Here is a 21,695-nt window from a genome sequence, read left to right as displayed (position 1 = left end):
GAGGATCACTATGCTCAATACATTATTAGAGTTTTCTTTGAAAAATCGTGTGATTATCCTGGTGTTGTTTGCACTGGTCATTGTCTGGGGAGTTTTTACTGTACGGGACACCCCCATTGACGCTTTCCCTGACCTGAGTGAAAACCAGGTGTTAGTCTCAGCTGACTGGATGGGCCGGGGACCTCAGGAAATTCAGGATCAGGTAACGTACCCACTGGAAACTGCGCTCAGAGGACTGCCCAATGTTAAAGAAGTGCGCTCGGCTTCGTCTTTCGGAATGTCGCTCATCACGGTTATTTTTGAAGATGGAATAGATCCCTACTTTGCCCGCCAAGTGGTAAATGAAAAAGTGCAACAAGCTATTCCCCGCCTGCCGAGTGGTGTTCAGCCAGCTTTAGGGCCGGTCAGCACGCCGATGGGACAGGTTTTTATGTATACGGTGGAAAGTGATCGCCACAACCTGGCGGAGCTGCGTACAGTTGAGGATTTTACTATTAAGCAGCAGCTAAGTGCTGTGCCCGGTGTAGCCGAAGTGGCCAGCATTGGTGGTTATGTGCTGCAGTATCAAATCAATCTTGACCCAAGCCTCCTGCAAAGCTACCGGGTAACGTTCAACCAGGTATTTGGGGCACTTAGCGCCAACAATGCCAACATTGGAGCGAAGGTTGTCGAGCAAAACGGCCAGGAATTTATCATTCGTGGGCTGGGGTTAATTCAGTCGATTGAAGATATAAAAAATATTGCAATTACCCAAAACAACAATGTGCCTCTTTATATCAAAGATGTGGCCGTTGTTACTGCAGGACCTGATTTTCGGCGGGGTGTGCTGACCAAATCGGGTTATGAGGCAGCCGGTGGTATTGTCATTCAGCGTATGGGCGAAAACACGCTGAATGTAATTGACCAGGTAAAAGAAAAGATTGCCGAGATTCAGCCATCCTTACCGGAAGGGATGCGGATTGTACCTTTTTACGACCAGACTGATCTGGTGAAAAAGGCGGTTAATACGCTGACTAGGGCATTGCTTGAAGAATTTATTTTAGTATCCATTATTGTCGTTGCTTTTTTAGGCAATATCCGGTCTAGTCTGATTGTCACCAGTGCCATCCCCATTGGTATTCTGATTGCACTGATTGCCATGAAACAAATTCACCTGTCGGCAAATTTAATGTCACTTGGAGGAATTGCTATTGGCATTGGCGTTATGACTGATGCGGCCATCGTTATGGTGGAAAATATCTTCCGTCATTTAGCCGAAGACCGCGGCCAGCGCAGCATTATCGACGTGACTCTGGAAGCAGCTAAAGAAGTGGCCGCCCCCATATTCTTTTCCATAACGATTATCATTGTTACCTTCCTGCCGGTATTTACCATGACCGGTACTGAAGGCAAGATGTATACGCCCATGGCCTGGGCGAAATCCTTTGCCATGAGTGGTTCATTACTGCTGGCATTCACACTGGTACCGGTGTTGTGCACCTTTTTGCTCAGAGGCAGGATCGAGGAAAAGGATACCTGGATAGTTGCCAAACTGCATAAATTGTATATGCCTACGCTAAGATCTGTATTACAGCACAGCAAGATAACCATTATTATCGCAGTCGTCGTAATGATTGCCGGGTTCTCCCTGCTGCCGTTTATCGGCACTACCTTTATGCCGGCTTTAGATGAGGGCACTTTTCTGGTAATGCCTACAATGCTGCCTAACGTATCACTGACGGAGGCACTGGAAGCAGCCAAGAAAATGGATAGACTGATTATGGAAATTCCAGAAGTAGAACTGTCTGTAGGAAAAGTAGGCCGGGCTGAGTCTGCTATGGACCCTGCGCCAGTCAGCATGATTGAAACAATTGTAACGTTAAAACCTAAGGACCAATGGCGGCAGGGAATAACCAAGGCGGCTATCGAACAAGAAATGATGGTCAAGCTGGCGACTCTTCCGGGACTTAATTTAGCTTTTACCCAGCCCATCGCCGGCCGGTTATCTATGCTGACCACCGGAGTCCGAACGGAATTGGGTATTAAGCTTTATGGCGAAGATCTGCAGGTGTTGCAGCAAAAAGCGTTTGAGATAGAAAAGGCATTATCAACAGTGACGGGAGTCAGCGATTTGCTAGCTGAACGGGTTTTCGGTGCATCTTATCTGGAAATACAGGTTGACCGGGACAAATCAGCCCGCTATGGCCTCAATATAGCAGATGTTGAAGATGCCATTGAACTGGCGGTAGGCGGAAAAACTGCCACAACTACTATCGAAGGACGCAAGCGCTTTGATGTTTTGGTCCGGTATAACCGGGAGAACCGGGAGACTATTGATGCCATGCAGAACATTCTCATTCCGGTAACGGCCGGTGGTGCCGGTGCTGCTGCAAATGCCGGGAGCGGTATGACCGGAATGGGAGGCGGTGCCGCTCCAACAGCCAAGCCGGCTACCGGTGCATATGTACCACTAGGGGAAGTTGCCCGGTTTCAGGTGGTAGACGGTCCATCGATGATCAGCAGTGAAAACGGCATCTACCGGATGATTGTACAGATGAATACGAGAGGGCGGGATGTGGTGAGCTTTGTTAATGAAGCTAATCAAGTCATCAAGGAGAAGGTTGATTTGCCAGTGGGCTATTCTTTAAAATGGACCGGCCAGTATGAAAATCAGCAGCGGGCGAAAGACCGTCTCTCGTTAGTGGTTCCGGCAGTTATTGTCCTGACGTTCTTCTTACTCTTTGTGACTTTTAACTCAGCCAGTGATGCTTTTCTTATCCTGATGAATATTCCTTTTTCCTTAGTGGGCGGTATTGTCGCTATGTATCTCACTGGTACCTATATGACGGTTGCAGCTGCTGTCGGCTTTATTGCGCTCTTTGGGATTGCCGTACAGAACGGTGTCATTATGGTAACCTATATTAAACATCTGCGCGACCACCGCACGCTGGAAGAAGCTATTATCGAAGGGGCTCATACCCGGCTGCGACCTGTCCTAATCACCGCAGTGGTCGCCAGCCTGGGCTTGCTTCCACTTATCTTTGCCACCGGTACGGGCGCTGAAGTACAGCGGCCGATGGCTACTGTCGTTGTAGGCGGGCTGGTCACTTCCACTATTTTGACACTCATCGTGCTGCCCTGCATTTATCTGGTTTGGAATAAGTGGCGCGATAGCAGTCTTAAGGAAACTTAGATCTAGGCATATAAAAACCCCCTTAGTAACAAGTTGTACGTTTTAATCATACTTCCTGTCTACTAAGGGGTGGCATACCAAGGCAGTACTTTTTATCTGGTCTACTTACAGGGGCCCTTTGGCAGAGGGGCCCTTTTTTACAGTTGGTAGCAAGCGTTAAATCAGGCTGAATGGGATCTTGGCGTCCGCGCGTTGACCTTAAGTAATCGAATAGAATTCAAGGATTCTAGTTTGTCTACGAAAGCAGGAATGGATGCATTGGAATTATTCTTTTTCCAAGTAACCATAATCTCCAGATGCTGTGCGAGGGGACCAGCTTCAATCATACGCAGGCCGCGTCCGGCGGCTTCACGGATAGAGCCGGGTAGAATGGCCACTCCTAACCCAGATTCTATCGTGAGTAAAATAGTCGCTAAGTCATGGCAGAGGATTGGGTTCTGCGGTATGAACCCATTTTCAGCACAAAGCTGGAGGGTGTGATCGTGTGAGAGATAGTCTGCCTGTGGATGGAATGTAACAAACTGTTCGTTTGCCAGGTCGGCGATATTGATGTAACTTTCTGAAGCCAAGCGGTGGCTGCGATGGATAACGATGCACATAGAATCGGTGAAGAGTGTTTTTGCAGCTAGTTCAGGAAAATGATCGAATCCATAGCTTGTGGAAAACCCAATATCGATATCTTCGCGCATTAAAGCTTTGTTGAGTTCTTCGCAATTATATTGGTGTAAGCTAAAGTGAACTTCGGGATTCACTGAGCGGAAGTCATAAATGGCCTGCGGTAAAAAAGTTTTCTCTATGCCGCCCCAATAGCCAATCCGCAGTTGTCCGGTAACTCCCTTTGCGGCTAAATGAACCTTCTTGAAGGCTTCATCTGATTTCGCTACTAGAAAGAAAGCCTCCTTTAGTAATACCTTACCGACATGAGTTAACTGACATTGACGGTTGCTGCGGATGAATAAGGGTGCTTCTATCAGTCGTTCAAGTTCGGCCATCTGTTGGCTAACCGCACTTTGTGAAATGCCTAGTTGCGCGGCTGCTTCCGTAAAGCTTGAACACTCTGCAAGTGCAATAAAGTATCTTAATTTCTGGATGTCTTCCAATCCGCCGGAAATTTTAAGTCGGTTTTTTGACTCAGTGCTCATATGTGTCATACCCTCCAATCATAATATTGTCCTCGGATCATAGGCTGATGAAAAATAAAATGCCAAGCCCATACTGTTGGAAGGGCCTGGCAATGACTTCAAACAGGTGCAAAATAATTGCACCCTTATTTGAAATATTGCTCCTTTCCAATGGGAGACATAGCCGTTTCCCGCTATGCCGATCGGCTTAAGCACCATATCTCTGTAAGGGTTAGGTGAGTCAGCTAAGGAGCGACGCTATTTAGTTGAGAAACTGACTTATAGTGAAACAAACATTAACCAACAAAAATGAACAATGGAACACTATTTATATTATATTGTTAGTTTTAGTATAAATGCAAGAGCTTAAATAGATTTTATAAGAAAATGTTATAGAGAAAGAAGGATAAGTTCTATTGTGGTTGAATTATTAGAATTGTAAAATTAATTTTGCTATATGCCGCCTTATTGGCAGGCATAAAATAAAGTAAGGAGGCTATAAAAATGAATGAAGAATTGATACAGGAAGAGAAAATTAGTTTAGATGCGCAACTAGAATTAATGAGTAGAGAAGAGTTGGTATTGGCAATTAAAGAACTGACGAAAAGGGCTGAGGAAATTTCATCAGGAGCAAGATTGCTGATGACACATTTAAAAGTTCTATGCCACAAAAATGGAGGCAAGCTTACGTATACAAAAGATGAATATGAGGCTACAATTAAAGCGGAACCTGATTTAGGCGAGACATATGGTATTGAAGATGGAAAAGAAGTATGCATTGTGCGTGTACAGACTTCAAACCAGGAGTGATACTTATAAATTTCCCCTAATACACCTCTAATGTTTATGATGGGAGGTGTATTTTTATTTGTATTATAGTTTTTGCTTCAGTGGTAATGTAGTCAGACTGGGCAGAATAGGCGGTATTGAGCTGCTAAAAATAAAAAATTCAAACTATTAAAAAAGTTCTTGTATCTTTGTTTTTTAAAGAATATAATAGAAGAAGATCTAATGTAAGTAGAAGATATTCTTATTTTATATTAAAGATAAACTGCTGACCGTATAAGCAACTTTAGTGTTTTTTTATCTTATAAACTCTGTTTATGAGATGGGAAAAATAAAACAGGAAAAGAGGGGAAAAAAGTGATTCATTTTAAAATGGCTAAGCTAACAACAACACTGCTCATCATTATGATGGTGGTTGTTGTTATGCTAGCCGGATGTGGAAAAAGTGACGTACCGGTAAAAGCGCAAAAGGATTACATCTTAATTGGGAGGGTGAATCCGGTTACCGGGCCATTAGCATCGTTTGGAACTGGAACACCGCAAATTGAGGAAAAGGCAATTGAGGCAATTAATAAGGAAGGTGGGATCTATATTGCAGAATATGGCAAGAAGTTACCCATTAAAATCATAGTTGCCGATTCTGAGAGTAACCCTACCAAAGCTGCCGAAGCAGCTAATAAATTAATTCTGCAGGATAAAGTAGATTTGCTAATGGCTGCTCATACCCCTGATACGGTTAATCCCGTTGCTGCAGCAGCTGAACGTCACAAAATTCCTTGTATAACTGTCGATGCATTATCAGATGCCTGGCTTTCAGGTGGTCCTTATACTTGGAATTACCATGCTTTTTGGAAAGTACACTCCTTAGTTGATGTTTATTTGGATATGTGGGATCAATTGTCTACGAATAAGAAGATTGGACTTATTGCCCCCAATGATCCTGATGGAATGGCTATTGCAGACATGTTAAAGAAAAAGGCTCCGGAAAGAGGGTATTCGCTGGTTGATCCAGGCAGATTCCCTCCAAATACGAAAGATTATACTGCGATGATTAACCAATTTAAGCAGGCTGATGTAGATATTGTTCTTGCAATGCAAATACCTCCTGATTTTGCGACGGCCTGGAAACAAATGAAGCAGCAAGGATTAGTTCCCAAAGTTATGAGTGCTGCAAAAGCTATTTTATTTCCCGCAGATATTGCTGCGTTAGGAGATGACTTAGGGGAAGGTCTGACCACTGAGGTTTGGTGGAGCCCGGTATCTGGCAACAAGTCGTCTTTAACAGGGCAGACATCATTAGAATTAGCTAAAATGTGGACTGATCTGTCAGGCAGGCAGCCGATGGCTACGCTGGGGTATAAACATGCCAGCATGGAAATAGTAGTTGACGCTTTAAAACGGGCTCAATCACTTGACAGAAATAAGCTCAGAGAAGCCATTAAGTCTACAAATATTGACACCGTGGTAGGGCATATTCAGTATAATGATCAAAATTTGGCCGAGACCTTACTTGTAGGTGGTCAATGGGTAAAAGGTAAAACCTGGCCATGGGAAATGAATATTATCAGCAATAAAAAAATGCCAATTGTACCTTTATCGGCAGAGGCTATGAAGGATATGCCAAGTTCGCGATAATAAGGTATTAGAGTCTTTTCTAATGCCATGATGGAAGTGAATGACGTAAGTAACTGCAAACTCTATAGGGCTTTGCAGTTACTTAGTCTTTAGTGCAAGAATTTTAGCAATGAACGGAGGTGAAGGCGGTGGATTCAGTGTTGAATGTTGAAGATATTGGGATATCTTTTGGCAATCATCATGTTCTTAAGTCACTTACATTTAGTGTAGAGAAGAATGAGGTCCTAGGGGTAATAGGACCAAATGGATCAGGAAAAACCGTGATGCTCAATATCTTAACCGGAATCTTACGGCCCACTAAGGGAAAGATCTTTTTTTGCGGGCAAGATATAACAACAAAAAATATAACTGAGCGATGTAGAATGGGACTTGGCCGTACCTTCCAGGTGCCTCGCCCGTTTGAAAAGATGACGGTATTTGAAAACATTGTTGTAGGAGGAGTTTATAGCAGCCAGATCAGCGAAAAAGAAGCGAAGACTAGAGCTATGAAAATAATGCAGATGACTGATTTGAGTAACAAGGGGGATTGGTATGCCGGAAAATTAGGGCTCTTAGACCGTAAGAGGCTCGAAATTGCCCGTGCTTTGGCTGGAAATCCCAAGATACTATTGCTTGATGAGGTTGCTGGAGGGCTGACTGATTCAGAGATCACGGACATTCTTACTATGGTTAAAGGTATTAAGGAAAAAGGTATCAGTATTATCTGGATAGAGCATGTGCTAAGAACAATGTCTCAAGGCACGGATAGAGTGTTGTGTGTATCAGAAGGAGAAAATGTGATCTGTGATTTGCCTGGGCTTGTCATGCAATCAAAAAAAGTACATGAAGTATATTTAGGGGCGATTGAAGAATGACCAGCAAAGATTTTTTATTAGAAATAAATAATTTAAATGTGCATTATGGGGAACTTCAAGCTTTGCATGAAATTTCATTAAAGATTAGAAGAAATTCTATTGTTTCTATTATTGGCTCTAATGGCGCTGGAAAGTCGACATTGCTTAATACAATATTAGGTATTAATAAGCCTACCAGCGGTTCAATTTTGTTTCTTGGAGATAAGATTGATGGAATGCAGACAAATAGAATTGTAGCAAAGGGTGTATCCCTGTCTCCGGAAGGCAGCAGTATTTTTCAAAAAATGACAGTGAAGGAAAATCTGCTAATGGGTGCTTATTTGCCGCATAACAGGGTAAATACTGCAGCTAAGTTGGAAAAAGTATATAGGCTCTTTCCAGTTCTTAAAGAGAAAGCTGGGCAGCAAGCCTCTTATTTAAGCGGTGGACAGCGTCAGATGCTGGCTATTGCCAGAGCAATCATGTCTGAACCTAAACTCCTGTTTTGTGATGAAATTTCCTTGGGCTTAGCCCCAATAATTATACAGGATATATATTCGACGATAAAAGAAATTAATGAAGAAGGGCTAACCATTGTTTTAGTAGAGCAGGATGTTAGGCGAAGCCTGAAATATTCCCATTATAGTTATGTAATGTTAAAAGGCAGGATTGTATTGGAAGGGAAGTCATCTGAACTTCTTGAGGGAGATGTTCAGGATGCTTATTTTGGTCTTAATAAGTACATAAATTGCTGATAAGCTAAAAAACCGGTTTAAGGAGAAATTGCATATGGAAATCATACAATCCGTGCTTAATGGACTCTTATTAGGTGGATTATATGCGGTAATTGGGATTGGAATGTCCCTGATATTCGGAGTTATGGGATTAACCAATTTGGCTCACGGTGATTTAATTATAGTTGGTGCATTTGTATGTATGACCTTGCTTGCTCAGCTTGTTGGCAGTGTATGGGCTGCCATAGTGATGACAGTTGTAATCATGGCGGCAATTGGTTTTTTTATCCAAGGATTTTTGATCAATAGGGTACTGGATAAAGGGGCCGAGCCAGCACTGCTCACAACATTTGGCGTTTCTATTTGTCTCTCAAATACGTTATTGTTGTTCTTTGGGGCTGACGCTCGCTCGATTTCTAGTTCGTTTGCAACAGCAAATGTTTTTTCTACTAATCTTTTCTCAGTATCTGCTGTATATCTGCTGAATTTCGTTATCGCGATCTGTGTTATTATTGTGCTGCATTGTATACTTCAATATACTTATTTTGGCAGATCGGTAAGGGCTGCTTCTGACAATATTCACGCTGCCGAACTTATGGGTGTAGATACGAAAAAAGTTTTTAGCTACGCTATGGCTCTGGCAATGGCATCAGCTGCAATTGCCGGGCTGTTGGTAGGAATGACCTTCATTTTTTACCCGTCTACCGGTACCCAGTATTTAATTATTGCTTTTGGCGTTGTAGTCATTGGCGGGATGGGGAGCCTGCTTGGCACTTTGTTAGGAGGAGTAATACTAGGGCTTGCTCAGCTGCTTGGCGCTTACTTTTTTGGTTCCGGTTATCAATTGCTAGCTGGGTATCTGGTTTTGTTGCTTATACTAACAGTTAAACCTGAAGGGCTTCTTTCAACAGCATCAAGAAAATAGAATGTTAGATCCTTAGGGAGGTTATGTGATTGTTTAGAGTTATAACAATGCAAATCCTGTCAACGGAACGCTTTAAGAGCAACGCTCGCTTATGTGTTCCTATAATACTACTAGCGGCACTTGGTATTTTGCCGTTAGGGGTCAATGAAAACATAGTGATGATTATGGTTCAAATTTTTTTATACATGGCTCTAGGTCAGATGTGGAATTTACTTGGTGGATATGCCGGCTTAGTTTCACTTGGACAACAAATGTTTATTGGTTTAGGAGGCTATGCCCTGGCAGTCATTACAGAAAATTATCATCTGCCGATGATAATAGGTCTGTTGGTAGGTGGGATTGTTTCCGTTATCTTTGCTTTGGTTATTTCCCAGCCAATATTTAAAATGCGTGGTGTTTATTTTTCAATAGGCACGTGGATTGCAGCCGAAGCATTGGCTGTGTATTTTAGTAACTGGACGTATGTTAGGTCTGGTCAAGGATTCAACATAACCGTTTCTTACGATTTGACAACAACTGATATGTATTATATTGCTGCAGTCGTAGGTTTGGGAGCTGTCGGTTTGGTACATGCTCTTTTACGCTCTAAACTGGGTCTTGCATTAATGGCTATGAGAGATAATGAATCGGCCGCTGAGACTATCGGTATTGAAATATATAATACAAAATTAAAGTGTTTTTTGATATCGGCTTTTGTTACCGGCATTACCGGTGGTGCATTATATTTGTCTATTGCGTATGTTCAGCCATATGCCGCGTTCGGGATCGACTGGACGGTCGCTATGGTTTTTATGGTTATTATTGGTGGAATCGGTACGGTAGAAGGGCCGATACTAGGCGCAGTATTTTATGTGTTATTGAAGCAATATCTTTACGATTATCCGGGAATTAGCATGATTATATTAGGGATTATTGCAATTATCATTATTCTGTTAGCGCCTAGGGGTATTATGGGAGCAGTTCATGACTATTGGGGATTTGAAATTTTTTCCACAAGAAGATGGGTAAAAAGATCAGATAAAACCATCTTCTAATCTCAGTTATCTGAATGTTGTGCTTATTGGCGAACAAAAAACGGGGCTACATTTGTAGTCCCGAATACGTATGACAAACAATCCTGTCATTTATATGTATTGGATTTTAATTTCTCGGTACGGGATAACTGGATAGATGGTTAGCGAAGACCGGGATAGACGCATTTAAGTTATTTTGATTCCAGACAACCATAACATTAAATTCGCTGTGTGGGTTAGTCAGCTCAATAAGGCGAAGATCTGGACTGGCTACTTCCCGTACAGGTCCGGGAACGACCATTATTCCTAAACCAGCTTCGACCATAAACAATAGAGCTGATAAATCACGGCTCTGATTTACTACATTTGGTGTAAATCCGTTTGCTGAACATATTTTATAAGTTAAATCGTTCAGTAGGTAGTCCGCTTTCCGGGTAAATGTAACAAATGATTCGTTAATTAAATCCGAAACATTAATCGTTTCTTGCGAAGCCAAAGGATGGCTGCAATGAATTGCTACACAAAGAAAGTCACTTCGTAGTTCTTTGCCGACCAAATTGGGGAATTTATCAAGATTGTGGGATAGGGTAAAGCCTATGTCTAATTCTTCTCTCATTAGCGCTTCATTAATTTCAGCCCAGTTATATTGATGCATACTTACATAGATATTGGGATAGTTTTGCCGGAATTCTCTGACTGCTTGCGGTAAAAAAACCTTTTCAATTCCTCCTAAAAAACCTATCTTTAAATATCCAGTCATTCCCGTGGAAGCTAGCTGTATTTTTTTTAATGCCTCATTAGAAGCAGCGATTAAGGTGTGTGATTCTTCTAAGAGTATCTTACCAGCCCAGGTTAACTGTAAGGGGCGTTTATTACGGACAATGAGCGGGGTATCTAATTGTCTTTCCAATTCAGAAATCTGTTGGCTTATCGCTGACTGCGATATGTTGTGTTGTACAGCCGCTTCGGTAAAACTTAGTGATTCTGCAACTGAGACAAAGTATTTTAATTTTTGAATATCCACTTTTTCCTCCAGAATATAGCATTTCCACTATAATTATACATTTTTACATGACAATCGGCAAATTTTGAATACTAGCTTATATAATGTTTAGATATTAAAGCAATGTAATATTAGAAAAAATAATTCTATAATAATATTTACTTATCGAAATAAAAGATGTAAAATTATGATAATTAAAAAATTTTAGTATTGTGTGCAGTGAGCTCGAAAATTTAACCATTAGTATGAATATTTTCATTAGAATAAGTAATGCTTAAATAATATTTACTTATTATGTGATTTTGTGCAAAACACTCATGTTATTATTTTAATTATTTAAAAATTCTATTTATTGAGGGGGGGTGAATGATTATGTTTGCTTAACGAGATTTTGATATTGCCTAAGAAACGATTGGTATAGTTAAACGCCTGAATATCAATGTGCCAAACTGTTGAATTATTTAATTGGAGGAGGAACAAAATGGGAGAGACAAAAAGATTCACAAACAGCAGTACTGGTGGGCCGGTATTTGTTGATGTAGATGTTGAATCCGGCAAAATTGTGCGCATGTATCCAATGGAATTGACTGATGAAGATGCTCCGTCTTGGGAAATTGAAGCTAGAGGCAGAACATTTACACCGCCGCGTAAAACTACGATTACTCCGGTTACTGCAGCTTGGAAATCTCAAATCTATTCACCTAAACGCCTGCTTTACCCAATGAAGAGGGTGGACTTCGATGTAAATGGTGAGAGAAATGAAGAAAATCGTGGTGTTTCGGGTTATGAAAGAATTAGTTGGGAAGAAGCCTTGGATATAGTTGCAGGCGAAATGATACGCATCAAACAAGATTACGGTCCTGCTGCCATTCTAAGTACATCCGGCTCTCATCACCTGTGGGGCAATATTGGTTATCGTTTCAGTGCTTATATGCGGTTCATGAATTTGGTTGGATTTACTTATGCTGATCATAATCCGGATAGCTGGGAAGGCTGGCACTGGGGCGGTATGCATAACTGGGGCTTCAGCTGGCGCCTTGGCAATCCTCCGCAGTATGATCTGCTGGAGGATGGATTGCAGAATACGGAAATGGTGGTCTTCTGGTCTTCAGATCCGGAAACGAACAACGGCATTTACTCGGCGTTCGAAAGCACTCCACGCCGTTTCTGGTTAAAGGAACTTGGCGTTAAAATGGTGTTTATTGATCCTTACCACAACCATAGCGCACGCATTTTCGGGGACAAATGGATGGCACCGCGCATTGGCACAGATGCTGCTCTGGCAGCAAGTATTGCCTATGTATGGATTACGGAAGGAACTTATGACAAAGAATATGTGGCTACCAGAACGCACGGTTTTGAAAAGTGGTCAGAATATATTCTGGGCATAGAAGACGGTATTCCTAAAGATCCGCAGTGGGGAGAGAACGAAACTGGAATTCCAGCTAGGGAAATAAAAGCATTGGCTCGCGAATGGGCTTCTAAGACGACTACACTTGCGGCAGGCGGTCTTGGTGGCTGGGGCGGTGCGTGTAGAGCGACTACCGGCAACGAATGGGCGCGGATGATGATTTGTCTTATTGGTATGCAAGGTATGGGAAAACCGGGCATCAACATCTGGTCAACTACACAAGGCGCTCCTTGCGACGAAAGCTTCTTCTTCCCTGGTTATGCTGAAGGCGGGATTGCCTGTGATACCGACAATTCTGCAGCAGGCTATGAGTTTGCTACCCGGATGTTTGCAAATGGCAGACCGGTCGGCAGTGTAATCAATCACCCTCAAGGTCAGCACATTCCGCGCCTCAGAATTCCAGAAGCGATTTTGGAAGGCAAGCTGGAATGGCGGGGGAAAGGCTTCTGCGGTTCAAGTGTAGAGGCTCAGTTCCAGAAATATGAGTATCCGGCCCCCGGTTATTCGCCGATCCAGATGTATTATAAATACGGCGGTTCTTTCATCGGTACAATGACGGAAACTAACCGTTATGTGAAGATGTATAGGACCAAGAAACTACCGTTTGTTGTCAATCAAGGCATTTGGCTTGAAGGTGAAGCTAAATTTGCTGATATCATACTACCGGCCTGCACGAACTTCGAGCGCTGGGACATCAGTGAATTTGCCAATTGCTCCGGCTACATACCTCATACTTACAGCCAATGTAACCACCGGGTTATTACCTTGCAGATGAAATGCATTGAGCCTCTTGGTGAGTCTAAGTCTGACTATCAGATTTTTGCGGAGCTAGCTAAGCGGCTGGGTATCTGGGATATCTTTACCGAGGGCGGCAAAACCGAGATGGACTGGATTAAGCAGTACTTCCATGCGACTGACCTGCCGAAGGGCATTACCTGGGAACGGTTCTTGGAAAAAGGCTATTATATTGTTCCTAATAAGCCAAAGAGTGTAAAACCGACTCCGGCACTGCGCTGGTTTGCCGAAGATCGTGAAATTGACACTCCTGACTGGGGGCCAAGGCCCAACCAACAGGTTGCACGTAAAGGGCTGCAGACACCAACAGGCAAACTGGAATTCGTCAGTAAGAGTTTAGAGAGATTTGATCCTAACGATATGGAGAGACACCCGGTAACCCGTTATATTGAATCCTGGGAAGGCCATCATTCGGCTCATGCAGGCAAATATCCATTGCAGGCTATCGCTCCCCATCCTCGTTTCAGCTTCCACACGATGGGTGACTGCAAAGAAAGCCATTTGAATGAGCTGAGAGACCATAGAGTGTTGAAAGAAGATGGGTACCGCTACTGGATCTGGCGTATCAATCCTAAGGATGCAGCTGCCAGGGGAATTAAACAACATGATTTGATTAAGGTCTACAACGATAGAGGAGCAGTCATTTGTGCCGCTCAGCTTACTGAGCGAGTTGCCCCCGGTACGTGCCATACTTATGAATCTTGCGCCGATTACGATTCCTTGGGCGAGCCCGGTAATTCACCAGATCGGTCCGGCTGCATTAACATCTTGAATTCGAAACGGTTCATGACTAAGAATTCTTGTGGTATGGCGGCAAACTCTTATCTCGTGGAAGTTGAAAAATGGGAGGCATAAAACAATGAAAAAAGTCAATATGATCGTAGATGTTGCAAGATGTCATGATTGCAACAATTGCTTTCTCAGCTGCAAAGACGAGCATTGGGATAATAATCATCTGCCCTTTGCCGAGGCCCAGCCGCGGCTTGGACAGAAATGGCGGGATGTTCTGTATGTAGAAAGAGGGCAATATCCCCTGCAGGATGTATGTTCCCTATCTTATGCCTGCATGCATTGTGACGAACCTACCTGCATGAAGGCCGCCCAAGACGGCGCTATTTATAAAAGAGAAGATGGTATTGTTATTATTGATCCAATTAAAGCTAAGGGTCAAAAGCAGATTGTTGATGCTTGTCCCTACAAAGTGATTTACTGGAACGAAGAGAGTCAATTGCCGCAAAAATGTACCATGTGTGCCCATTTGCTGGATAGCGGCGAATGGAAAGAACCTAGATGTTCCTTTGCTTGTCCCACTGGTTCACTGAGCTTTTTCTATGCTACGGATAAAGAGATGGTGGAAAAGGTGGATGCTGAGGGTCTTGAATATCTCCATCCGGAGTTCGGCACGAAGCCTCGTGTTTGGTACAAAAATTTGTTCCGCTTTACCAAGTGTCATGTTGCTGGCAGCGTAGAATTGCATGATAAAAAGGAATGTGCTGACAATGCAAGAGTGATCTTGACGAATGTAGCTTCTCAACAAACCTGGATAGTTACTACTAACAACTACAGTGACTTTAAAATCGATAAACTGGAACCTAACAGTGGGGATTATACAGTAACTGTCGAGTATCCTGGTTATGTTAGTCAAACTAAAGCGGTTAGATTGCAAGACAGCATAAACATAGGAGTATTTTATCTAAATCCTTGTTCTTAACCGACTATTCAATGTGATTAGATAAACGGCTTGCTGCTCAACATGGTCTGCTGAGGCAAATGATGCTAATGCTTTCAGTAGATCATGAGTCAGAAGCCGCAGTATATGAAATATTAATCTCTTTATCAATAGAACTGTTTTGTATTTTTGCAAAGATAGGTTTTATTGATAAGGTGGTTAGCACTTTATTTCCAGATTGTAATGATGGTCTTATTACAGTGCTATTTGTTCGTTGGGGAGGATGTCATGATAGATAATCATAACAGGGTTGTAAACTATCTGCGGATTTCAGTTACTGATCGTTGTAATTTTCGCTGCGTATACTGTATGCCTCCTAATGGGGTTCACTGGCTAGACCACAGTGAAGTTCTTACCTATGAAGAAATACTGCGGTTAATCGCTGTTTTTAGTCGGGAAGGAATCAGCAAGATTCGACTTACAGGCGGGGAACCGCTTGTAAGAAGCGGTCTTACAAACTTTATCCACGAGATTAAGGCCATGGGAGTTATTGATGATATATCGCTTACAACCAATGGCAGCCTGCTGCCACAGATGGCTTATAACTTGAAAAATGCTGGCTTAGACCGGGTAAATATTAGTTTAGATACAGTCAATCCTGCCAGATTTCTACGGATTACTACTTGTGGCCGCCTTGATGACACTTTGCGCGGGATTGAAAGTGCCTTAGATGCTGGTCTGACTCCGCTGAAGATCAATGTAGTATTGACGGAATCACTGCTTGAAGCTGACTTAGCATATTTTATTCAACAAGTTTACCGTCATCCTATTTCTGTACGGTTTATTGAATACATGCCGATAGGCGGTACTGGAGTTGGCAGCGGACCGGATATTGGGACTATAAAAAAAATGTTGAGTATGGCTGTTGGCCGCCAGGCATTGCGGCCAGTCATTAATGTTCAGGGGAATGGACCGGCAAAATACTACCAATTCCCTAAGGCTAGAGGTACATTTGGGTTTATTACGCCTATTTCCGATCATTTTTGTGGTGAATGCAATCGTCTGCGACTGACTGCGGATGGCAAACTTAGGCCCTGCTTACTATCAAATAAGGAGATTGATGTTAAAACTCCCTTACGCAACGGTGCAAGTGATAGCGAACTTGCCCGGTTATTTCATGAGGCTGTCAGCGAAAAACCGAATGGCCATTCCCTTTGCCGGTCAAGCGGCTATCCTGATTTTAAGCGGCGAATGTCTCAAATTGGCGGGTAGAAAAGTCCAGCTATCCTTTGAAGGAGGATTATTACTAGTGTTTACACATTTTAATGAAGCAGGCAGAGCGCATATGGTGGACGTTTCTTTGAAGGTTGATAGTCACAGAGAGGCAGTTGCAGAAGGCAGAATAAAGGTATTGCCCGAGACGATGTCATTAATCAAGCGCGGCTTAATCGGGAAAGGTGATGTCCTGGGGGTGGCGCAGGTTGCAGGCATTATGGGAGCAAAGAGTACCTGGCAAATCATTCCGATGTGTCATCCGTTGATGCTAACAGGTGTCAATCTTGAATTTGAATTGGATGAGGCCGTTAGCCGTGTGATCATTACTGCATCAGTAAAGACTGCAGGCAAGACTGGAGTGGAGATGGAGGCACTAACTGCGGTATCCGTAGCTGCATTAACAATCTATGATATGTGCAAAGCAGTAGAGAAAGGCATGATTATCGAATATGTTCGGCTCAATTCAAAAGCCGGTGGTAAGAGCGGCGATTATCAACGCGAAGCGTAACGTTAAAAAGGGGACATAAGATATGAAGAGCAAGATTGTAGCCGTATGTACAAGCCTGAATAAGGGTGAACGTAAAAAAAATATTTATAGTGGGAATTTGCTAGTTAATTTAGGGTTAGAGGGAGATGCTCATGCTGGGTTTGCTCACAGGCAGGTAAGTTTATTGGCGTTAGAGAGTATTGAAAAAATGAGACAAGCCGGCTTGGACGTAAATCCTGGTGATTTTGCAGAAAACATCACAACTATTAATATAAATTTACCCCAATTACCTGTGGGCACTCATCTAAGGATAGGAGAAGCACTTTTAGAAGTAAGCCAAATAGGTAAGGAATGTCATAATCGCTGTGCTATTTACTATCAGGCCGGCGATTGTGTTATGCCAAAAGAAGGGATTTTTGCTACTGTTTTGCAAGGCGGAATTATCAATGTGGGAGATGCTCTTGAAGTTATTTAGTCCAAATTGTCCTTCAAGATAAGCAATTCATTGAAAATAGCGCATCGAAAGGAGGATTGATGAAGGGTAGTAGTTAGTTTAGGAGGTGGTATGTGATATAAAAGCAGGTAAATATTTAGTTTTATGTGTGAAGAGGATCGCAAGAAGGGAATAGAGTTAATTAACAGAATTATGTAAATAATTGCAATTATATGGGTAAATGTGCAGCGATGCATAGGAAAATATTAGGCCAGTGAAATTATAATTGGGGGAATGAAAAGAATGCGTCCAATATTAGTTTCTGAAGTAATTGCTAATAGCAAGTTTAATAATTTCTTCATTTTTATATTTACTGTTTGTTGGCTAACTGTTATTAATGAAGGATTTAATATCAATGTTTTTGGATTGGTTATTCCTTCGCTGATTAAAGACTGGGGCTTAAACCCTGCCCAAATCGGTGCACTAGGCAGTTTTGGTATGGCTGGTATGATCTTTGGTTCTCTCGTATTTGGACCATTGTCTGACAAAATCGGCAAGGGTAAAGCGTTGATGCTTGCGACAGCGGTTTATTGTATCTTTACGATAGCCGTAGGTTTTTCAAGTGGTTTTAATGAATTTGCCATGTATCGGTTTATTGCCGGTATTGGTTTGGCAGGCGCTTTCCCCATTGTGGTTGCGTTCACGTCGGAATATTCTCCGAAGGCGATCCGGAGCCGTTTGGTGGTTTGGGTTACTTCCGGTATGGCTCTTGGTACTGTTATTGCTGTATTAGTAAGTTTGGTTGTTTTGAATGATTACGGCTGGAGAATGATGTTCTTTGTCACTGCAATTCCTTTACTGCTTTTGGTTGCACAGTATTTCCTGCCAGAATCGATGTCGTTCTTAATAGCCAAAGGACAAAAAGATAAAATTGCAAAAATATTAGAGTCAGCTGATCCTGGCTTTAAGGCGCAAGCTGACGATGAGTATCAATTGGCAGCCTCTGAAAAAGGAACTGTTAGTTTGGCTAGTTTGTTTGGACCTGGTATGGCCAGAAACACAATTATATTTTGGCTGGTTTTCTTTTTAAACTACATCTTCATTTATGGTGTACTTACCTGGTTAACACAACTAATGAAAATGCAAGGCTGGTCATTAGAGTGGAGTCTGGGGTTCACGATGATCTGGAATCTTGGCTTTATACTAGGGATACCTCTTTGTGGCTGGCTGCAAGATAAATATGGCGGCAAAATTACGTTAACTGTTGGGTTGCTTATTTTAGCAATACTTACCTTTATTGATAGCGCAGTAGGCAGCAGTAAGGATGCGTTAACGCTCGGTATTGCATTGTTCCTGACAGGTGCGGCGCAGCATGGTCTAAACGGTGTGGCCGGCTCCTATATGACACAAAATTATCCATTGGCATTTCGCGGCTTCGGCACAGGCTGGGGTTATGGAATTGGTCGTATTGGCGGGACGGTAGGTCCAATGCTTGGCGGCTTGTTGTTGACTTTTGGCATTTCCGGTCCAACCGCTTTAGCAATATTTGCTTGTATCCCGGTTATAACAGCAATTTTAATCTGCTTCACGACGGACCATACCAGAGCAATTCCGATTGCACAGCCGAGCAACAAAACACCGACATCTATTTAGTTTACAGCAAAAATTCCAGTTGTGAATGAATGGTGCCAGTTAAAATTGAGGAGGTTATAGATCATGTCTTCAGAAATAAAAATCACTGATTTGCGTTCGGCATTAGAGATGTTAAAAACGGTGCCAGGGCAGTTAATTGAAACAGATGAACAGGTAGATCCTCATGCCGAGATATCGGGTGTTTATCGCTATGTTGGTGCTGGTGGAACAGTACAGCGTCCGACTCAGATTGGGCCAGCTATGGTCTTTAATAATGTTAAAGGACATGACGATGCCAAAGTAGTAATCGGTCTTCTAGCCAGCCGTGAAAGAGTGGCTTTGATGCTGGGAACAAAACCGGAGCGGCTTGGTTTTCTGCTAAAAAATGCAGTGAAAAATGCGATTGCGCCGGTACTTGTCTCCCCGGAAAAGGCTCAATGCCGGGAAGTCGTTCACTATGCATCTGATGAAGGCTTTGATATCAGAAAGCTGGTGCCCGCTCCCACCAATACGGAGGAGGATGCTGGTCCTTATATTACGCTGGGGATGTGCTATGCCTCAGATCCGGAAACCGGCAAGTCAGACGTAACTATTCACCGGTTATGCCTGCAAAGTAAGGATGAAATGTCTATTTGGATAACCCCCGGAGCGCGTCACATTGGTGACTTCTATCAGAAGGCAGAAAAAGCAGGTAAACCGCTGCCTATTTCTATTAGTATCGGTGTAGATCCAGCCGTTGCTATTGGCTCTTGCTTTGAACCACCGACAACACCACTTGGCTTTGATGAATTAAGTATTGCAGGGGCAATTCGCAATCAAGCCGTTGAAATGGTGCAATGCTTAACAATTAACGAAAAAGCGATTGCTAATGCGGAATATGTTATTGAAGGCGAACTTTTGCCGGTAGTACGTGTCCGGGAGGACCAAAACACGAATACAGGAAAAGCTATGCCTGAATTCCCCGGTTACACCGGCCCAGCTGTTCCCTCTATGCCGATTATTAAAGTAAAGGCTGTCACTCATCGTCGCAATCCAATTATGCAAACCTGTATAGGAGCTAGTGAAGAGCATGTCAATATGGCCGGTATTCCTACAGAAGCTAGTATCCTGGAGATGGTGGAAAGAGCCATGCCGGGGCGGTTGTTGAATGTTTATGCTCATTCTTCAGGCGGCGGCAAGTATATGGCAATTATGCAGTTTAAAAAAGGTGTTCCCAGTGATGAGGGACGTCAAAGACAAGCTGCCTTACTTGCTTTTTCAGCATTCTCAGAGCTAAAGCATGTGATTCTGGTTGACGAAGATGTAGACCCTTTTGATAGTAATGATGTAATGTGGGCTCTTAATACCCGCTATCAGGGAGATATTGATACAATCTTCATACCGGGCGTACGCTGCCATCCACTAGATCCCTCAGAAAACCCTGAATTTAATCCAATGATTCGGGATCGCGGCATTTCTTGCAAGGTTATTTTTGATTGCACAGTACCATTTAAATTAAAAGATCATTTTCAAAGGGCAAAGTTCAAAGAAGTAGATCCTAGCCGTTTTGCGCCGGAGTTATTTAATAAAAGTAAATAAAGGATGCTGCTCTGCTAAGGCAGCTGCTTAAAGTGATGTAAAAATGAAAGGGAAGAGGCAACCGTCCGAAAACGAGATTGCATTTTTCCTGCGCTCATTCTTTTTTTCGGACGAGCTCTTTCATTTTAAACCCCTATTATTTCTGAACTCTTATTTAACCAAGTACTGCAGGAGGAGAGTCGCATGCGAATCATTGTAGGAATTACCGGAGCAAGTGGTGTTATTTTAGGAGTCAATTTACTAAAAGTGTTAGCAGAGCTGCCAGATTGTGAGACTCATCTGGTTATTACTGAAGGTGCAAAACGAACACTACAGTATGAAACCGATATACATGTGGAAGATGTTATTGCTTTAGCGGACTATTATCATGATAATAACGATCTTGCCGCACCGATTTCCAGCGGATCATTTAAAACAGACGGAATGATTATTATTCCTTGCAGTATGAAGACATTATCGGGAGTTGTCACTGGTTACACAGATAATCTTTTACTACGTGCGGCAGATGTTTGTTTAAAGGAAAGGCGTCAGGTAGTGCTTGTTCCTCGAGAACTCCCCTTAAGCTCCATTCATCTAAAGAACATGGCGAAGGCTGCCCGGCATGGCTGTGTAATTCTTCCGCCTATGTTGACGTTTTACAATAATCCGAATTCGATTCAAGATATGATTAACCATCTCATTGGTAAGATTTTAATGATGTTCAATCTATCTTTTAGTGAGTTTGTTCCCTGGAAAGGAGTAAAAGAAAATGGACGCAAGTAGAAGCCAAACGGAAAAACTCCAGGAAAGCTGGGGAGAGGGAGTACATAGAGTTGAAGCCTCGGCCCTTATATGCGGCAAAGATATAGTTGTCGTTATAGAAGGTGGGACCAGATATCATATAGGAGCGGTAGCTTTGGCTGTACCTCGTCCGAGTTTGGCTGATCCTGAACGGATTTCTGCAAGTGCTTCTGTTTTGTGCGTTACAGGTCATAAAGAGGATGACTTAGCCCGAATGATCTCGCTGCAAATTGCTTCTGCATTGAATTGTGCAGTAACGGTAATCGCAGGAATTCATATCGATGATGCCAAAGCAACAGACCTTAGTAAAATGACGGATAACTGCACAAAGGCAATAAGCAATTTAGTGGAACGGCTTAAAAGTAGATAATACGGGCTGTGTTACGGTTTGTGATGTAAATGGCGGCAGTCTT

18 protein-coding genes and 1 riboswitch are annotated in these 21,695 nt (G+C 42.7%); of the genes, 16 read left to right on the top strand and 2 right to left on the bottom strand.

Annotated elements, in window-relative coordinates:
* The first annotated feature begins 10 nt into the window (after window positions 1-10).
* Window positions 11-3,172 carry a CusA/CzcA family heavy metal efflux RND transporter gene (locus RTR76_RS00385; RefSeq protein WP_312515246.1) on the top strand — a complete coding sequence of 1,054 codons (3,162 nt, stop codon included), beginning with the start codon at window positions 11-13 and terminating at the stop codon, window positions 3,170-3,172.
* Between the two features lie 161 nt (window positions 3,173-3,333).
* On the opposite strand, the gene RTR76_RS00380 is transcribed toward RTR76_RS00385, so the two are convergent.
* Window positions 3,334-4,314: a LysR family transcriptional regulator gene (locus tag RTR76_RS00380; RefSeq protein WP_312515244.1), complete on the bottom strand. Its 981-nt coding sequence runs from the start codon at window positions 4,312-4,314 to the stop codon at window positions 3,334-3,336.
* A 124-nt stretch (window positions 4,315-4,438) separates the two neighbouring features.
* Window positions 4,439-4,558, bottom strand: a riboswitch (molybdenum cofactor riboswitch).
* 239 nt (window positions 4,559-4,797) lie between these two features.
* On the opposite strand from RTR76_RS00380, the gene RTR76_RS00375 reads away from it, so the two are divergent.
* The 6 genes from RTR76_RS00375 (at window position 4,798) to RTR76_RS00350 (ending at window position 10,240) form a co-directional block, all read left to right on the top strand.
* Entirely contained in the window at window positions 4,798-5,103 is a 306-nt protein-coding gene (locus RTR76_RS00375) for a hypothetical protein (protein WP_312515241.1), read from the top strand.
* A gap of 333 nt (window positions 5,104-5,436) precedes the next feature.
* Window positions 5,437-6,714 carry an ABC transporter substrate-binding protein gene (locus RTR76_RS00370; protein WP_312515238.1) on the top strand — a complete coding sequence of 426 codons (1,278 nt, stop codon included), beginning with the start codon at window positions 5,437-5,439 and terminating at the stop codon, window positions 6,712-6,714.
* Between the two features lie 137 nt (window positions 6,715-6,851).
* A complete protein-coding gene (locus RTR76_RS00365; RefSeq protein WP_312515235.1) occupies window positions 6,852-7,568 on the top strand; it encodes an ATP-binding cassette domain-containing protein in 717 nt (238 codons plus the stop codon).
* Window positions 7,565-8,302, top strand: a complete 738-nt coding sequence (locus tag RTR76_RS00360; RefSeq protein ID WP_312515232.1) for an ABC transporter ATP-binding protein — start codon at window positions 7,565-7,567, stop codon at window positions 8,300-8,302. The genes RTR76_RS00365 and RTR76_RS00360 overlap by 4 nt, the downstream gene beginning before the upstream one ends.
* Before the next feature lie 34 nt (window positions 8,303-8,336).
* Window positions 8,337-9,206, top strand: coding sequence for a branched-chain amino acid ABC transporter permease (locus RTR76_RS00355; protein ID WP_312515229.1), 870 nt, complete (start codon window positions 8,337-8,339; stop codon window positions 9,204-9,206).
* Between the two features lie 29 nt (window positions 9,207-9,235).
* Window positions 9,236-10,240: a branched-chain amino acid ABC transporter permease gene (locus RTR76_RS00350; RefSeq protein WP_312515226.1), complete on the top strand. Its 1,005-nt coding sequence runs from the start codon at window positions 9,236-9,238 to the stop codon at window positions 10,238-10,240.
* A 106-nt stretch (window positions 10,241-10,346) separates the two neighbouring features.
* Here the strand turns inward: RTR76_RS00350 and RTR76_RS00345 are convergent, their stop codons facing one another.
* On the bottom strand, window positions 10,347-11,243 hold the full coding sequence (locus tag RTR76_RS00345) for a LysR family transcriptional regulator (protein WP_312515223.1): 897 nt from the start codon (window positions 11,241-11,243) through the stop codon (window positions 10,347-10,349).
* A gap of 460 nt (window positions 11,244-11,703) precedes the next feature.
* Between RTR76_RS00345 and RTR76_RS00340 the strand changes: the two genes are divergently transcribed.
* The 9 genes from RTR76_RS00340 (at window position 11,704) to RTR76_RS00300 (ending at window position 21,652) form a co-directional block, all read left to right on the top strand.
* Entirely contained in the window at window positions 11,704-14,283 is a 2,580-nt protein-coding gene (locus RTR76_RS00340; protein ID WP_312515220.1) for a molybdopterin-dependent oxidoreductase, read from the top strand.
* Between the two features lie 4 nt (window positions 14,284-14,287).
* Complete coding sequence (locus tag RTR76_RS00335; RefSeq protein ID WP_312515217.1) at window positions 14,288-15,139, top strand: 4Fe-4S dicluster domain-containing protein; 852 nt, start codon at window positions 14,288-14,290, stop codon at window positions 15,137-15,139.
* 246 nt (window positions 15,140-15,385) lie between these two features.
* Window positions 15,386-16,369 (top strand): GTP 3',8-cyclase MoaA, encoded by a 984-nt coding sequence (gene moaA / locus RTR76_RS00330; RefSeq protein ID WP_312515214.1) that lies wholly within the window; start codon window positions 15,386-15,388, stop codon window positions 16,367-16,369.
* 37 nt (window positions 16,370-16,406) lie between these two features.
* Window positions 16,407-16,880: a cyclic pyranopterin monophosphate synthase MoaC gene (moaC, locus tag RTR76_RS00325; protein ID WP_312515212.1), complete on the top strand. Its 474-nt coding sequence runs from the start codon at window positions 16,407-16,409 to the stop codon at window positions 16,878-16,880.
* Window positions 16,881-16,902: 22 nt separating this feature from the next.
* Complete coding sequence (locus RTR76_RS00320; protein ID WP_312515209.1) at window positions 16,903-17,334, top strand: MOSC domain-containing protein; 432 nt, start codon at window positions 16,903-16,905, stop codon at window positions 17,332-17,334.
* Between the two features lie 261 nt (window positions 17,335-17,595).
* On the top strand, window positions 17,596-18,945 hold the full coding sequence (locus tag RTR76_RS00315; protein WP_312515206.1) for an MFS transporter: 1,350 nt from the start codon (window positions 17,596-17,598) through the stop codon (window positions 18,943-18,945).
* A 63-nt stretch (window positions 18,946-19,008) separates the two neighbouring features.
* Window positions 19,009-20,502 (top strand): UbiD family decarboxylase, encoded by a 1,494-nt coding sequence (locus tag RTR76_RS00310; protein ID WP_312515204.1) that lies wholly within the window; start codon window positions 19,009-19,011, stop codon window positions 20,500-20,502.
* Between the two features lie 183 nt (window positions 20,503-20,685).
* Window positions 20,686-21,264, top strand: coding sequence for a UbiX family flavin prenyltransferase (locus RTR76_RS00305; RefSeq protein ID WP_312515201.1), 579 nt, complete (start codon window positions 20,686-20,688; stop codon window positions 21,262-21,264).
* Window positions 21,251-21,652, top strand: a complete 402-nt coding sequence (locus RTR76_RS00300) for a hypothetical protein (RefSeq protein WP_312515199.1) — start codon at window positions 21,251-21,253, stop codon at window positions 21,650-21,652. Before RTR76_RS00305 ends, RTR76_RS00300 begins: the two co-directional genes overlap by 14 nt.
* Window positions 21,653-21,695: the final 43 nt, after the last annotated feature.

This window comes from Anaerospora sp., from assembly GCF_032013335.1.
Classification (GTDB): Bacteria; Bacillota; Negativicutes; order Sporomusales; family DSM-15969; genus Anaerospora.
The sequence above is the reverse complement of the archived record's forward strand: the minus strand, read 5'-3'. Positions and strand labels throughout refer to the sequence as shown.